15 protein-coding genes are annotated in these 15,315 nt (G+C 73.2%); 14 read left to right on the top strand and 1 reads right to left on the bottom strand.

The genetic code is table 11. From position 1 onward, the window contains the following. Positions 1-245 precede the first annotated feature (245 nt). The 3 genes from AB0K17_RS24525 to AB0K17_RS24515 all read left to right on the top strand — a co-directional run bounded on the left by AB0K17_RS24525 (position 246) and on the right by AB0K17_RS24515 (position 3,928). Complete coding sequence (locus AB0K17_RS24525; RefSeq protein ID WP_365984247.1) at positions 246-1,442, top strand: aminotransferase class I/II-fold pyridoxal phosphate-dependent enzyme; 1,197 nt, start codon at positions 246-248, stop codon at positions 1,440-1,442. A 331-nt stretch (positions 1,443-1,773) separates the two neighbouring features. Then, positions 1,774-2,292, top strand: a complete 519-nt coding sequence (locus tag AB0K17_RS24520; protein WP_365984246.1) for a DUF2617 family protein — start codon at positions 1,774-1,776, stop codon at positions 2,290-2,292. 118 nt (positions 2,293-2,410) lie between these two features. Beyond that, positions 2,411-3,928 (top strand): polyamine aminopropyltransferase, encoded by a 1,518-nt coding sequence (locus tag AB0K17_RS24515; protein WP_365967956.1) that lies wholly within the window; start codon positions 2,411-2,413, stop codon positions 3,926-3,928. Positions 3,929-3,943: 15 nt separating this feature from the next. Here the strand turns inward: AB0K17_RS24515 and AB0K17_RS24510 are convergent, their stop codons facing one another. Beyond that, positions 3,944-4,828, bottom strand: coding sequence for an AraC family transcriptional regulator (locus AB0K17_RS24510; protein WP_365967957.1), 885 nt, complete (start codon positions 4,826-4,828; stop codon positions 3,944-3,946). 95 nt (positions 4,829-4,923) lie between these two features. Between AB0K17_RS24510 and AB0K17_RS24505 the strand changes: the two genes are divergently transcribed. From AB0K17_RS24505 to AB0K17_RS24455, 11 genes are all read left to right on the top strand, one after another. Further along, positions 4,924-5,574, top strand: coding sequence for an NAD(P)H-binding protein (locus AB0K17_RS24505; RefSeq protein ID WP_365984245.1), 651 nt, complete (start codon positions 4,924-4,926; stop codon positions 5,572-5,574). 78 nt (positions 5,575-5,652) lie between these two features. Then, complete coding sequence (locus AB0K17_RS24500; protein ID WP_365984244.1) at positions 5,653-6,465, top strand: SRPBCC domain-containing protein; 813 nt, start codon at positions 5,653-5,655, stop codon at positions 6,463-6,465. Between the two features lie 52 nt (positions 6,466-6,517). Beyond that, the gene (locus tag AB0K17_RS24495) at positions 6,518-7,297 is read left to right on the top strand and encodes an aldose 1-epimerase (RefSeq protein ID WP_365968001.1); all 780 of its coding nucleotides are present in this window, start codon (positions 6,518-6,520) and stop codon (positions 7,295-7,297) included. A 4-nt stretch (positions 7,298-7,301) separates the two neighbouring features. Then, positions 7,302-7,847, top strand: a complete 546-nt coding sequence (gene pyrE / locus AB0K17_RS24490) for an orotate phosphoribosyltransferase (protein ID WP_344438630.1) — start codon at positions 7,302-7,304, stop codon at positions 7,845-7,847. A 132-nt stretch (positions 7,848-7,979) separates the two neighbouring features. Then, a complete protein-coding gene (gene fbaA / locus AB0K17_RS24485; RefSeq protein WP_365967960.1) occupies positions 7,980-9,002 on the top strand; it encodes a class II fructose-bisphosphate aldolase in 1,023 nt (340 codons plus the stop codon). 86 nt (positions 9,003-9,088) lie between these two features. Further along, positions 9,089-10,609 carry an MFS transporter gene (locus tag AB0K17_RS24480; protein ID WP_365967961.1) on the top strand — a complete coding sequence of 507 codons (1,521 nt, stop codon included), beginning with the start codon at positions 9,089-9,091 and terminating at the stop codon, positions 10,607-10,609. Positions 10,610-10,613: 4 nt separating this feature from the next. Next, entirely contained in the window at positions 10,614-11,027 is a 414-nt protein-coding gene (locus AB0K17_RS24475) for a DUF3151 domain-containing protein (RefSeq protein WP_344438624.1), read from the top strand. Positions 11,028-11,178: 151 nt separating this feature from the next. Next, positions 11,179-12,006: a tryptophan 2,3-dioxygenase family protein gene (locus AB0K17_RS24470; protein ID WP_365967962.1), complete on the top strand. Its 828-nt coding sequence runs from the start codon at positions 11,179-11,181 to the stop codon at positions 12,004-12,006. Next, entirely contained in the window at positions 11,999-13,216 is a 1,218-nt protein-coding gene (kynU, locus tag AB0K17_RS24465; RefSeq protein ID WP_365984243.1) for a kynureninase, read from the top strand. Before AB0K17_RS24470 ends, kynU begins: the two co-directional genes overlap by 8 nt. Positions 13,217-13,329: 113 nt before the next feature. Further along, entirely contained in the window at positions 13,330-14,604 is a 1,275-nt protein-coding gene (locus tag AB0K17_RS24460; protein WP_365984257.1) for a histidine kinase, read from the top strand. Then, on the top strand, positions 14,601-15,269 hold the full coding sequence (locus AB0K17_RS24455; RefSeq protein WP_365967964.1) for a response regulator transcription factor: 669 nt from the start codon (positions 14,601-14,603) through the stop codon (positions 15,267-15,269). The genes AB0K17_RS24460 and AB0K17_RS24455 overlap by 4 nt, the downstream gene beginning before the upstream one ends. Positions 15,270-15,315: the final 46 nt, after the last annotated feature.

Genomic DNA, 15,315 nt, shown 5'->3' with positions numbered 1-15,315 from the left:
CCATGTCGCGCGCGCCTCGCGCGCGCGACCGGGAAACGCCCGTAAGCGGTGCCCCTTCCACCCGCTCGGCGGCACCCGGGAGTGTCGCGCCCCGCGGACCGCGGCCCGTGTGCTGCGACAGGGCTGCGACGAGGTGGGCTGCGGCGACCCCTGGGGCGCGCGGGCGGGCCCGCCTATGGTGATCCCGACGACGCCGGTGGGGGCGATCCCCGGGGCCGGCGACCGGACGATCCAGGGGAGTGGGCATGACCACGGCCGGAAGCGGTACGGGCAGGGGCGCGCGGGGCCGCGCGGCGCAGCGGGTGCAGGGCACGGGGGTGTCGGTCTTCACGGAGATGACGGAGCTCGCCAGGAGCACCGGGGCGGTCAACCTGGGCCAGGGCGTGCCCGAACTGGACGCGCCCGCGGCCCTGCTGCGCGACGTGGCCGACGCGGTGCTCGCCGGCGCCAACCAGTACCCGCCCGCGTACGGCTTCCCCGCCCTGCGCGAAGCGGTGGCCGCACACCAGCAGCGGCGCTACGGGCTGGCCTACGCGCCCCAGGGCGAGGTCTTGGTGACCACCGGGGCCACCGAGGCGCTGGCGGCGTCCCTGCTCGCGCTGTGCGACCCGGGTGACGAGGTGCTCGCCTTCGACCCCTGCTACGACGCCTACCCGGCGGTGGCCCGCTTCGCGGGGGCGCGCCTGGTGCCCGTACCGCTCGCGGAGGACGGCGAGCGCTTCGTGTTGGACGCGGACGCCCTGCGCGGCGCCGTCACCGCCCGTACGCGCGTGCTGGTGCTCAACACCCCGCACAACCCCACGGGGAAGGTCTTCACCGCTGCGGAGCTGGAGACGATCGCGCAGGTGTGCCAGGAGCACGACCTGGTGGTGGTGACGGACGAGGTGTACGAGCACCTGGTCTACGACGACGGCGAGCACCGCACCATCGCCGCGCTGCCGGGCATGCGCGAGCGCACGGTCACCGTCTCCTCCGCCGGCAAGACCTTCAACGTCACCGGCTGGAAGGTCGGTTGGGTGTGCGGTCCGGCGCCGCTGGTCGGTGCGGTGGCGGCGGCGAAGCAGTTCCTCACCTACGCGTCGGGCACGCCGTACCAGGAGGCGCTCGCGCGGGCCCTGGGGGGCGTGGAGGTGTGGGCGGCGGAGCTCAGGGAGACCCTGCGCCGCAACCGCGACCTGCTCAGCGAGGGGCTTGCCCGGGCCGGGCTGCGCCCCTACCGGGCGGAGGCGGGCTATTTCGTCCAGGCCGACATCCGCGCGTGGGGGTACACGGACGGCGTGCAATTCTGCCGTGAACTCCCCTCGCGCGCCGGGGTGGTGGCAATTCCGACGTCCGCCTTCCAATTGCGCCCGGGCGCCCCTGCGCACTGGGTGCGTTTCTCCTTCTGCAAGCACGAGAAGTCAGTGGTCGAAGCGGTCGAGAAGCTCGTGAACGCGGCCTGAACGCCATTCCCGTGAACGTGTGTGCGCTGGTCTGTTGAACATTTGAACTGTATGGCCCTCGCGTGGATGGAAACTTGCAGATGATGGGTAAAACTGCTGTGGGCACCGCTGCACTCGTGATTCCCTTTCATTCAGAGCCACGTTGAGAGCACCTCCCCGGATTCCCCGGGCTCGCGGAGGTACAAGGATTCCTCCACCGGAACGGAGCCGAGGACCTCAAATGTGGGCATGAGCCGGCGCACCTCGACGGGACACCGCGGCGGAACCACTCGACGGTGTCCATCGGGACCGGGCCGGCCCACCCTCCACTGCTTGCTCGCGGAGCCGACCCATGCTCACCACCCTCAAGACCACCTACACCGACACCCGCGCCGCCGACCTCGCCTGGTGCCTGGGGAAGGAACCCCTTCCCGCGCTGGCGGTGCTCGACCTGCAACTGGCGGACTCCACCGTCCAGTTGCGCCTGCTCGGCGCCTCCCACCAGGTCATACTCACCGAGGAGAACGGCGTCTGCTCCGAGACGGTCGCCTGCATACCCGGCAGCCAGACCCCCCTGCCGCTGGGGGTCGCCAAGCGCGTGGGGGCGTGGGAGTACGAGTTCGCGGCGCGCGTGGAGACGCTCACGCGCTGCTCGTTCACCGGACGCGCCCAGGAGTTGCTGGCTCTGGTCGCCGACCACCCCCACGGGCTGGCCGGAACGTTTCCCGGCGACCCCAACGCCTTCACCGCCCTCCTCGCCCAGCGCAGCGACGGGCAGATCGGCTGGCGCACCTGGCACGCCTATCCGCAGGAAGGCAGACTCGTGGCCACCAGGACCCGGGTGGGGGTGCGCATGCCCGTCACCCTGTGAGAGCGGTGAGAAACGGCCCCGCGGCGGCCGGCCGAAAGGCGGCCGAGTCACGCCCGGGGCGCGCATTAAACCCTTGTGGGTGACAAGTGGGCGCTTGTTCGTGACGTAGCGTTACCGCATGGTCCACCAGCGCCCGGTAGCGGCGCGGCTGCCCGTACCGGCCGGGCTCGGCCGCCTCGCCGTCCTGACCACCGTCTTCGTGTGTGCGGCTTGCGGCCTGGTCTACGAGCTCGAACTGGTCGCCCTCGCCTCGTACTTGATCGGCGACTCCGTCACCCAGGCATCCGTCGTGCTGTCGGTGATGGTCTTCGCCATGGGCGTCGGCTCCCTGCTCGCCAAGCGGCTGCGCCGCCGGGCCGCCTTCGGCTTCGCCGTCGTCGAGGCCGTCCTCGCGCTCACCGGCGGCCTGTCCGCCATGGCGCTGTACGCCTGCTTCGCCTGGTACGGGCAGGCCCGGCTCGCCCTGGTCGCCTTCTCCCTGGCCATCGGCATCCTGATCGGCGCCGAGGTGCCGCTGCTGATGACCCTCATCCAGCGCATCCGCCGCCAGGACGCCGGAGGCGCCGTCGCCGACCTGTTCGCCGCCGACTACGTCGGCGCGCTCGTCGGCGGTCTCGCCTTCCCCTTCCTGCTGCTGCCCGTCCTCGGCCAGCTCACCGGTGCACTGGTCACCGGGGCGGTCAACGCGGTGGCGGGCGGCGCCCTGGTGCTGTGGCTCTTCCGCTGCGATCTGAGCGCCCGGGCCCGCTGGGCCCTGCTCACCGCCAACGGCCTGGTGCTGGTGGTGCTCGCCGTCTGCTCCCTGCTCAGCGGCCCCTTCGAGCGCGCCGCCCGGCACGCCGTCTACGGCGCCGACGTCCGCGTGGCCGTCCACTCCGAGGTCCAGGAGGTCGTGCTCACCGGCGGGGGCGGCAGCGGCCGCCCGGTCTCCCTCTTCCTCGACGGCCACCTGCGCGTCAGCGGCACCGACGCCTCCCGCTACCACCAGGCACTGGTGCGCCCCGCGATGACCGGGTCGCACCACCGCGTCCTCGTCCTCGGCGGCGGCGACGGGCTGGCCGTGCGCGAAGTGCTGCGTCACCCCGGCGTCGCCTCCGTCACCGTCGTCGAGCGCGACCCGGAGGTGCTGCGCCTGGCCCGCACCGACCCCGACCTCGTCGCCCTCAACCACGGCGCGTACGACGACCGGCGCGTCCACTGCGTGACGGCCGACCCCTTCGACTGGCTGCGCGAAGGACGCTGGGCCGGCGACGGGCCGTACGACGTGGTGGTCTCCGACCTGCCCGGGCCCGGCGTGACGCCCAGCACCAAGCTGTACTCCCAGGAGTTCTACGGGCTGGTGGAGCGGGCCCTCGTGCCCGACGGCCGCATGGTCGTCCACGGCGGCGACACCGGCGACCCCGCCGGCTCCCCCACCCTGTGGACGGTCGACGAGACCGTGCGCTCCGTGGGCCTGCGCACCACCCCCTACACCGCCGCCGGCCCGCCCGGGCCGGGGGAGCGGCCCCGGATCTGGGGCTTCGTGCTCGCCGCCCGCGAGCCCGTCGGCCTGCACGGCCCGGGCCTGCGGCCCTGCACCCACCGCCCGCCGGGCCTGCTGCCGTCGACCCTCATGCACCCGCGGTACGACGACTGACCACGACCCCGGTGCTCAGCCGGTGCCGTGCTGCCGCAGGGCGGCACGGAAGGCGCCCGGCGAGACGCCGGCCCGGTGCTGGAAGAACTTCGAGAAGTTCGCCGCGTCCTCGAAGCCCAGGTGCTCCGCCACCCGCACGGCCGGCAGCTCGCTGTGCGCCAGCAGCCGCTTGGCCTCCAGCATCACCCGCCGGTCGACGAACTCCTTGGCCCCGACCCCGGCCGCCGCCTGCGTCGCCCGGGCCAGGGTGCGCGGCGCGTAACCGAGCTCCCGGGCGTAGTCGCCCACCCGGTGCCGGTGCGCGAAGTCCCGCTCGACGGCGGCGCGGAAGCGAACGAACGCCTCCGCCGGCCCGGGCGCCCGGCGGGCCGCCGCGGTCAGGTGCGCCAGCCGCAGCACCAGCACCGACAGCAGGTGCCGCAGCACCTCGGCATGCACGGTCGCCGGCAGGTGCCTGCCGGTGCGGAAGTCGGTGGCCAGATGCCGCACCGCGCAGAAGACGGCCTCCCGGTCGGCGCCCTGCGGACGCCACAGCACCGGGCGGAAGGGGTCGTCCGCCGCATGCGAGACGGCGGTGCCCGGCGGCAGGAAGCCCGGATCCACCAGGACGACGGTGCCCTCCAGCGCCTCCACCTCCCCGAACTGCTGCACCTGACCGGGCCGCACCCACAGCACGGCACCTTCGTCCAGGGCATGGCGGGTGAAGTCGACGGTGTGGGCTGCCGCGCCGGAGTCGACGGCGATGATCTGATGGAAGTCCAGCCGCTGCGGCCGGGCCAGCAGCCCCCGCGGCGCCCGTCGGCGCATCTGCGCCAAGGTGAGCACCTCCACGCCGGCCGGGGTGCCGGGCGGGGCGGCATACGCGAGGTCGACCAGGTCATCGTGTCGTTTTTTCACCATGAGCAGGCGCGAGCCTACCTGGCTGCGCGCCCCCCGCGTGCCTAGCGTGGTCGGTGAGCACAACAGTGATTCACCAATGAACCAGGAGAGGTCCCATGGCGAAGATCGCGCTTTTCGGCGCCAACGGAACGATCGGCAGCCGCATTCTGCGCGAGGCGCTGGACCGCGGCCACCAGGTCACGGCCGTCGTCCGTGACCCGGCCAAGCTCACGGTGCAGCACCCGGCCCTCACCGTCATCACCGGCGACGTCCTCGACCCCGTCTCCGTGGCGGCCGCGGCCCGAGGGCAGGACGTCGTCGTCAGCGCCGTCGGCGGCGGCGACGGCCCCGGCCACATCGCCACCATCGAACCCGCCGCGAAGTCCCTCGTCGCAGGCGTACGTCAGCTCGGCGCCGACGCGCCGCGGATCATCGCCGTGGGCGGCGCGGGCTCGCTGCGCACCCCGGGTGGCAAGCTCGTGTGGGAACAGGAGGGCATCCCCGGCTTCCTGCTGCAGATCATGCATGCGCACGGGGACGCGCTCGCCTACTACCGCAGCACCACGGACGTCCGCTGGACCAACATCAGCCCCGCGGGCACCATCGAGCCCGGCGAGCGCACCGGCACGTACCGCACCGCGCTCAACGACCTCGTCGTCGACGCGGAGGGCAACAGCCGTATCTCCGCGGAGGACTACGCCGTCGCCCTCGTCGACGAGATCGAGAACCCGAAGCACGTGGGTGAGCGCTTCACGGTCGGATACTGACCGTCTTCCGACGGAAAGTTCGATCGGATTCGACCGGGGCGGCGCCGCTGTGGATCCCGGTGGGTAGGCTCGCATGCCATGGAGCATGAGGTGTTCGTTCCGTATCCCGTCGGTGCGGTGCGGCGGGTCCTGTCGGACCCCGCGCGCGTCGCCCGGTGCGTGCCGGGGCTGCAGCAGGACGCGTCGGCAGGCGCCGCACTCGAAGGGCGGCTGCGGCTGCGCATCGGCGGATCCACGATCACCTACCGCGGCTCCCTGCGGCTGACCGAGCGGGACGGCTCCTACGAGGTCTCCGGCGAGGGCACCGAGGCCCGGGGCAACGGCAAGGTGACGCTCGCGCTCAGCGCACACCCGCAGGAGATGCCCGGCGGTACGCGGCTGAACTGCACCGGCACGGTCGGTGCGGCCGGCCGCCTCACCGAATTCGACCCCAAGACGGTGGAGTCCACGGCCCGCCGCCTGCTGGACCGCTTCGCGGCGGCGCTGGCGGAGGAGCTGTCGGAGGAACTGTCGGAGGAACTGTCGGAGGAGCTGCGCGAGGAGTCCGGGGCAGACACCCCGGGCGGTGAGCCGGAGGAGGAACTGCCGGCACCGTCGCTGGACGAGGACCTGTCCTTCGAGGACGTCGAGCTCGACGGTGAGATCGAAGGCGAGCTCGAAGGTGGCCTCGACGACGAGGAGCCGCCGGCGGAGGCGGCGCATGCGCGCCGGACGATGATCGGCCGCAGCGCGGAGGAAGTCGACCACGCACCCCCGCGGGGGCGCTACGCGCCGGTGCCGGCCCCGGAGACGGCCTCCGGCACGGCGGTCCTCCGTTGGGCCGCCCCGGCGGCGGCGATCGCCATCGCGGGCGCCGTTGTGGTGGGGCGCGCGCTGCGCCGTCGGCGGTAACAGGAGTGCCCGCCAGCCCGGCCGGCGTTCTATCGTCGAAGGCGTGACGCTCATTCACCTGGCCCGCGGCGACGCCGCCGTAACCGTCGACCCCACCAACGGCTGCCGCCTGAGCAGCCTCCGCGTCCACGGAGCGGAGCTCCTGCGGCAGGGGGAGCGCTACGGCTCCTTCCCCATGGTCCCCTGGTGCGGCCGCATCGCCCACGGCCGTTTCCGCAACGGTGGCGAGGTCCACCAGATGCCGCTCAACTCCGGCCCGCACGCCATTCACGGCACCGCTCGCGACCACCCCTGGCGTACGGCCCGTGCGGACGAGACCTCGGCCGTCTTCACCCATGACCTCGCCGACCCGTGGCCGTACCCCGGGCGCGTCACCCAGATGGTGGAGCTGGGCGAGGATTCCCTCACGCTCACCATGGGCGTGGAGACGTACGGCGACTCCTTCCCGGCGCAGGCCGGCTGGCACCCGTGGTTCCTGCGCAATCTGGGCACCGGCAAGGACGCCGAGATCGCGTTCAGCGCCGCCTGGCAGGAGGAGCGGGGCGAGGACCACCTGCCCACCGGTCGCCGGATCGAGCCCCGCCCGGGCCCGTGGGACGACTGCTTCGCCATGCCGGACGGCGTCGAGGTCACGCTCACCTGGCCGGGCGTGCTGGAGCTGACGGTGGCCAGCCGGGCCGAGTGGGTGGTGATCTACGACGAGCAGGCCGAGGCGGTGTGCGTCGAGCCGCAGTCCGGTCCGCCGAACGGCCTCAACACCCACCCCCGGCTCGTCACGCCGATCGATCCGCTGGAGATCTCCACGACGTGGAGCTGGCGGGCCCTGGCCTAAGCTCATGGCCATGACCGACGTGCGTGACGCCCTGCTGCAGCAGATCAAGGACAAGGCCGTGATCCACGGCAAGGTGACCCTCTCCTCCGGCAAGGAGGCCGACTACTACATCGACCTGCGCCGGATCACCCTGGACGCCGAGGCGGCCCCCCTGGTCGGTCAGGTGATGCTGGACGCCACGGCCGACCTGGAGTTCGACGCGGTCGGTGGGCTCACCCTCGGCGCCGACCCGGTCGCCGCCTCGATGCTGCACGCCGCCCACGCGCGCGGCCGCAAGCTGGACGCGTTCGTGGTCCGCAAGGCCCAGAAGACGCACGGCATGCAGCGCCGCATCGAGGGTCCGGACATCAAGGGCCGCCGGGTCCTGGTCGTCGAGGACACCTCCACCACCGGTGGCTCCCCGCTGACCGCCGTCGAGGCGGTGCGCGAGGCGGGTGCGGAGGTCGTGGCCGTGGCGACGATCGTCGATCGTGGCGCCTCCTCCGCCATCGAGGGCGCTGGCCTGCGCTACATCACCGGCTACACCCTGGGTGACCTGGACCTCGGCTGACGTTTCACGTGAAACAGAGGTCCGCTCGTATGAGCGTGGTGGACCTCATGTGGAGTAATTGAGCGAGTCTGGGAAGATGGGGGCGACGATGACCGTCGCCCCCTTACCCGCAACACCCCAAGGAGCGGACAGATGCCCATCGCAACCCCCGAGGTCTACAACGAGATGCTCGACCGGGCGAAGGCAGGCAAGTTCGCCTACCCGGCCATCAACGTGACCTCGACGCAGACTCTGCACGCCGCCCTGCGCGGCTTCGCCGAGGCGGAGAGCGACGGCATCATCCAGATCTCCACCGGTGGCGCGGAGTTCCTGGGCGGCCAGTACAGCAAGGACATGGTCTCCGGCGCGGTGGCGCTGGCCGAGTTCGCGCACGTCGTGGCGAAGAAGTACCCGGTCAACATCGCCCTGCACACCGACCACTGCCCGAAGGACAAGCTGGACGGCTACGTCCGTCCGCTGATCGAGCTGTCCGCCGAGCGCGTCGCCAAGGGCGAGAACCCGCTGTTCCAGTCCCACATGTGGGACGGTTCGGCCGAGACCCTCGCGGACAACCTGTCCATCGCCCAGGAGCTGCTGGCCAAGGCCGCCGCCGCCAAGATCATCCTCGAGGTCGAGATCACCCCGACCGGTGGCGAGGAGGACGGCGTCTCCCACGAGATCAACGACGAGCTCTACACCACCGTCGAGGACGCCGTCCGCACCGCCGAGGCCCTCGGCCTGGGCGAGAAGGGCCGCTACCTGCTCGCCGCCTCCTTCGGCAACGTCCACGGCGTCTACAAGCCGGGCAACGTCGTGCTCCGCCCCGAGCTGCTGAAGGACCTGCAGGAGGGCGTCGCCGCCCGCTTCGGCAAGGACAACCCCTTCGACTTCGTCTTCCACGGCGGCTCCGGCTCCACCCAGGAGGAGATCCGCACCGCGCTGGAGAACGGCGTCGTGAAGATGAACCTCGACACCGACACCCAGTACGCCTTCACCCGCCCCGTCGCGGCCCACATGTTCGCCAACTACGACGGCGTGCTGAAGGTCGACGGCGAGGTCGGCAACAAGAAGGCCTACGACCCGCGCACCTGGGGCAAGCTGGCCGAGGCGAGCATGGCCGAGCGTGTCACCAAGGCGTGCGCCGACCTGCGCTCCACCGGCACCAAGCTGAAGTAGCCACCGGCTCGCGCACGGGCCCGGCACCCTGGGGGTGCCGGGCCCTTCGCGTGGCCGCCTGCGGCCGTTCGAGGGACCATCGGGGCATGAGCGACCCCGTTGCCGTCGCCGAGGGACACACCGAAGGTCCCGCCGTACGCCTGGGCACCCCCACCGGGCGGGCCGTGCTGGGCACGGCCGTCCTCGGGTCGGGCATGGCCCTGCTGGACAGCACCGTCGTCAACGTCGCGCTGCCGCACATCGGCCGCGACTTCGGCGTCGGCCTCGACGCCCTGCAGTGGACCGTCAACGCCTACATGCTCACCCTCGCCGGGCTGATCCTGCTGGGCGGGGCGCTCGGCGACCGGTACGGGCGGCGGCGCGTGTTCGTACTCGGCGTCGTGTGGTTCGCGCTCGCCTCACTGCTGTGCGGGCTGGCGCCCAGCGCCTGGGTGCTCATCGCGGCCCGGGCCCTGCAGGGCGTCGGCGGCGCGCTGCTCACGCCCGGCTCGCTCGCCCTCATCCAGTCCGTCTTCCACCCCGACGACCGGGCCGGCGCGGTGGGCGCCTGGTCCGGGCTCGGCGGCGTGGCGGCGGCCGTGGGGCCGTTCGTCGGCGGCTGGCTGGTGGACGGGCCCGGCTGGCGCTGGGTCTTCCTGATCAACCTGCCGGTGGCCGCCGTGTGCGTGCCCATCGCCCTGCGCCACGTACCGGAGACCAGGGATCCCCGGGCCCACGGCCGCTTCGACGCCGCCGGCGCCGCCCTGGGGGCGCTCGCCCTCGGCGCCGTGACGTACGCGCTGATCGCCGCACCCGGCAGGGGGGCGTCCCCCGCGGTGATCCTCCCGGCCGTCGCCGGGGTGCTGCTGGGCGTGGCGTTCGTGGTCGTCGAGCGGCGGCAGGCCGACCCCATGCTGCCGGTATCGATCTTCCGGAACCGGATGTTCTCCGCGGTCAACGCCGTCACGCTGTTCGTCTACGCGGCCTTCAGCGGCTTCTTCTTCCTCGCCGTCATCCAGCTGCAGGTGGTCGTCGGCTGGTCCGCGCTGGTGGCCGGCACGGCGCTGCTGCCCACCACCGTGCTGATGCTGCTGCTGTCCTCCCGCGCCGGGCGGCTCGGCCAGCGCCTGGGCCCGCGCCTGCCGCTGACCTGCGGGCCGCTGCTGTGCGCGGTGGGCCTGCTGCTGATGACCCGCGTCGGCGCGGGCGCGGTGTACTGGCGCGACGTGCTGCCGGCGCTGCTCGTACTGGGCCTGGGCATGGTGATGCTGGTCGCGCCGCTCACCGCGACCGTGCTCGCGTCCGTGGACGTCGCCCGGGCCGGCCTGGCCAGCGGCATCAACAACGCCGCCGCCCGGGCCGCTGGGCTCGTCGCGGTGGCCGCGCTGCCGCTGGCGGCGGGCATGGGCGAGAACGCCTACCGGGACCCCGCCGTCTTCTCCGCGGCGTTCGACCGGGCGATGCTGTGGTGCGCGGGCGCCCTGGTGGTCGGGTCGGTACTGGCCTGGGCGACCGTGCGCGAGCCCGCCCCGCGCGGGGTCTGCCACCCCGAGTGCGCCTACCACTGCGGCGTGGGTGCGCCGCCGCTGGATCCGGGCGAGGAGCCGGGACGGACTGCGGCAGACTGAGGGCATGTCCCTTCACGAGAACCTGCTCGGTGGGCCGCCCCCCACCCACCTGCCCGACGACCCCGAGCCGCGCGAACTGCTCGCCTCCGGCACCGCCCCCGCCGACGTCGCCGCCAAGTACCCCGCCTCCTCGCTCGCCTGGGCGCAGCTCGCCGACGAGGCGTACGAGGCCGGCCGGGTCGTCGAGTCGTACGCCTACGCCCGCACCGGCTACCACCGCGGCCTCGACGCGCTGCGCCGCAACGGCTGGAAGGGCCACGGCCCGGTGCCGTTCGAGCACGAGCCCAACCGCGGCTTCCTGCGCGCCCTGCACGCCCTCGCGCGCGCCGCTCAGGCGATCGGCGAGCAGGAGGAGTACGAGCGCTGCTCCACGTTCCTGCGCGACAGCTCCCCCACGGCCGCCGACATCCTCGGCTGAGGCGCGCCGCCGCGGCAGCGACCGGGCACCGCTCAGGCCCTTGCCGTGAGCGGTGCCCGCGGCGCACGATGCCCTCAGGGGACCGGGGCTCCAGGACGAGACGGAAGGGGCGGACCGCTACCCGGGAGCAACTGTTGCCGAGGAGCACGCCATGCCGCACACAGTCCTGCCCGCCGCCCCCCAGCTCGAGTTCGAGGGCACCACGCCGTACGAGGACTACGTCCGCGCCCAGGTCCTCACCAACCTCCAGCACCCGCTGTCCGACGACCCCGGCGAGATGGTCTTCCTCGTCACCACGCAGGTGATGGAGCTGTGGTTCACCGTCATCGTCCATGAATGGAGCACCGCCGCCCGCGCCCTGCGCGAGGACGACCTGCCCACGGCGATGGCCGCGCTGCGGCGCTCCACCTACGAACTGCAGTCGCTCAACGACTCCTGGCGCCCGCTCGCACACCTGACGCCCGCTCAGTTCAACTCCTACCGCGCCGCCCTCGGCGAGGCCTCCGGCTTCCAGTCCGCGACCTACCGGCGCCTGGAGTTCCTGCTGGGCGAGAAGTCCCCGGCCCTGCTTGTGCCCTACCGCGGCGCCCCGCGCGTGCACGCCGAACTCGAAGCCGCCCTGCACCGGCCCGGCCTGTACGACGAGGTGCTGCACTGGCTCGCCCGGCGCGGCCACGCCGTGCCCGCCGACGTCCTCGAACGCGACGTCGCCCAGCGCTATGCCCCCCACCCCGCCGTCGAGGACGTTTGGCAGCGCGTCTACGCCGGCGACCAGGGCAGCGACGAGTGCCGCCTCGGCGAGGCCCTCACCGAGGTCGCCGAACTCGTCTGGCGCTGGCGCAACGACCACCTCGTCGCCACCCGCCGCGCCATGGGCGCCAAGGTCGGCAGCGGCGGCTCCGCAGGGGTCGCCTGGCTGGAGAAGCGCGCCGCCGGGCACGTCTTCCCCGAACTGTGGACGGCCCGCAGCCGTGTCTGACCGGCCGCTCGCCGGCGAGGCGGCCGCACTCGATGCGGCCGACCCGCTGCGCGCCCTGCGCGCGGCGTTCACCGTCGACGACGCCGTCGCCTACCTCGACGGCAACTCCCTCGGCGCCCTGCCGCACGGCGTCGCCGAGCGCCTCGCGCACGTCGTCCGCCACGAGTGGGGGCGGCTCGGCATCCGCTCGTGGACCGAGTCCGGCTGGTGGACGGCGCCCGAACGCGTCGGCGAGCGCATCGCGCCCCTGACCGGCGCCGGCCCCGGTCAGGTCGTCGTCGGCGACTCCACCAGCGTCAACCTCTTCAAGGCCGTCGTCGCCGCCGTCCGCCTCCACGACGGCGACCCCGCCCGCGACGAGATCCTCGTCGACGCCACCACCTTCCCCACCGACGCCTACATCGCCCGCTCCGCCGCCCGCCTGACCGGCTGCACCCTCCGCGCGGTGCCGGCCGGCGAGATCCCCGGCGCCGCCGGGCCGCGCACCGCCGCCGCCCTGGTCAACCACGTCGACTACCGCACCGGCCGGCTCCACGACCTGCCCACGACCACCGCCGCCCTGCACGCCGCCGGGGCATACGCGGTGTGGGACCTCAGCCACAGCGCCGGCGCCCTGCCCATCGGCCTCGACGCCCACGGCGTGGACCTCGCCGCCGGGTGCACGTACAAGTACTTGAACGGCGGGCCCGGCGCGCCCGCCTTCCTCTACGTGCGCCGCGACCTGCAGGAACGCTTCGACTCACCCCTGCCCGGCTGGAACTCCCACGCCCGCCCCTTCGCCATGGCCGCCGACCACACCCCCGCCCCCGGCGCGACGCGCGGCCGCTGCGGCACCCCCGACATCCTGTCCCTGCTCGCCCTGGACGCCGCCCTCGACGTCTGGGACGGCGTCCGCCTGACCGCGGTCAGGGCCAAGAGCCTGGCCCTGACCGACTTCTTCCTGGCCTGCATCGACGCGTACGTCCCCGCCGGGCGGGCCGTGCCCGTCACCCCCGCCGCGCACCGCGAGCGGGGCGGCCAGGTCTCGCTCGCCTGCCCCGCCGACGACGCCGCAGCGGTCATGGCCGAGCTGCTGCGGCGCGGCGTCGTCGGCGACCACCGCCCCCCTGACCTGCTGCGATTCGGCTTCGCCCCGCTCTACACGCGCTTCGCCGAGGCCGAGCGGGCCGCCTGGACGCTGGCCGCGGTGCTGCGCCGGCGCACCGCGTAGTACTTGAGACGGACACCCGTATATCCGCTCGCAAGCTGACGACTCAGGCTTTCGCCCTGCCTACCGTTGATGCCGTGAACAAGACGTACGAGCACAACGGCCTGCGCAGCGAGATGCGCGTCGTGCAGAGCGCCACGGACAGCATCCGCAACGATCTGTTCACCGACGCGTTCGCCCTGCGGCCCCTGCCGCCGCTCAGCGAGCACAACCCCCTCCTGCGCCGCACGCCCCGGCGGCTGCGCCGGTACGTGCGCTGGCTGCCGCACGCCGCCGTGTCCGCCTTCGCCGCCCTGCTGGCCCTGGTCATGCTCGACCGGCAGCCCGGCACCGGCGGCCTGCTGCTCACCTTCCTGGCCTGCGCCCCGATCGTGGTCACCCTCTTCCGCCCCATCGGCGCGTTCTGGCTGTCCCTCGGCGGCATCCTCGCCACGAGCATCCTGCTCAGCGGCACCCCCTGGCACCCCGCCGGATTCGCCTCCCACCTCGCCGTCACCGTCGTCGTCGCCGCCCGCACCCGGCCCCGCGTCGCCGCCGAGATGTGGCTGCTGACCATCGGCTTCGGCGCCCTCCTCAGCGCCTTCAACGGCTACGGCTACGGCTCCGCGGACGTCCTGCAGACGGCCGTCCTCTTCGGCATGGTCCTCTTCGTCGTCGCCGCGACCCGCGGCCTGCGCGACTCCAAGCAGCAGGTCGCCGCCCAGGCCGCCGTCACCCAGGTCGAACGCTCCCGGCGCACCCTCCTGGAGGAGCGCACCACCATCGCCCGCGAGCTGCACGACGTCGTCGCCCACCACATGTCCGTCGTCGCCATCCAGGCCGAGGCCGCGCCCTACCGCGTCCAGGACACCCCGCCCGAGCTCGCCGCCGCCTTCGCCACCATCCGGGAGAACGCCGTGGCCGCCCTCACCGAGCTGCGGCGCGTCCTCGGCGTCGTACGCTCCGAGGACCCCGACGCCTTCGGCGCCGCCGAGCCCGAGGCACCCCAGCCCACCCTCGCCGACCTCGGCGCCCTGATCGCCAACGTCCGCGACGCCGGTCTCGACGTCGAACACGTCACCACCGGCGCCGTGCGGCCACTGCCGCAGGGAGTGGAGCTGTCCGCCTACCGCATCGTCCAGGAAGCCCTCAGCAACGTGCTGCGACACGCCCCCGGCGCCACCGCCCGCGTCGAGATCGGCTACGTGCCCGTCGGCCTCGGCCTGCGCATCGTCAACGGCCGCCCCGACCGCCTCGCCAAGCCCTCCCCGGGCGCCGGCCACGGCCTCCTCGGCATGCGCGAACGCGTCACCATGCTCGACGGCGAGATGACCGCACAGGCCACCCCCGACGGCGGCTACGAGATCGCCGCATTCCTCCCCGTCGCCCCGGCCGCCGAGGCCGCCGCGTGAACACGATCAAGGTCCTCATCGTCGACGACCAGATGATGGTCCGCGAAGGCTTCTCCGTCCTCCTCGGAGCCCAGCCCGACATCGACGTCGTCGGCGAGGCCGTCGACGGCCGGCAAGCCGTCGAAAAAGTCGCCGAACTGCGCCCCGACGTCGTCCTCATGGACATCCGCATGCCCGGCATGAACGGCCTGGAGGCCACGCGCGAGATCATCGCCGCCGACTCCGGGGCCAAGGTCCTCGTCCTGACCACCTTCGATCTGGACGAGTACGTCTACCAGGCACTGCGCGCCGGAGCCAGCGGCTTCCTCCTCAAGGACGCCTCCGCCCGGCAGCTCGCCGACGGCGTTCGCATCGTCGCCGACGGCGAGGCCCTCCTCGCCCCCGCCGTCACCAAACGCCTCATCCAGGAGTTCTCCCGCCTCGGCGCCCCCACGGCGGCCCAGGCCGCGCCGGAGCGGGTGGGCGACCTCACGGAACGCGAGACGGAGGTGCTCGTGCTCGTCGCCAAGGGACGCTCCAATGCGGAGATCGCGGAGCACCTGGTGGTGGCGGAGTCGACGGTGAAGACGCACGTGAGCCGCATCCTGGTGAAACTCGGCCTGCGCGACCGCACGCAGGCGGCGGTCTTCGCGTACGAAGCCGGTCTGGTGACGCCGGGGGGCTAGCGCCCTGTCCGGCGGATCTTCGTCACGCGCCACCACGGCGCCCCGG

Source organism: Streptomyces sp. NPDC049585 (assembly GCF_040675615.1).
GTDB lineage: Bacteria > Actinomycetota > Actinomycetes > Streptomycetales > Streptomycetaceae > Streptomyces > Streptomyces luteosporeus.
The sequence above is the reverse complement of the archived record's forward strand: the minus strand, read 5'-3'. Positions and strand labels throughout refer to the sequence as shown.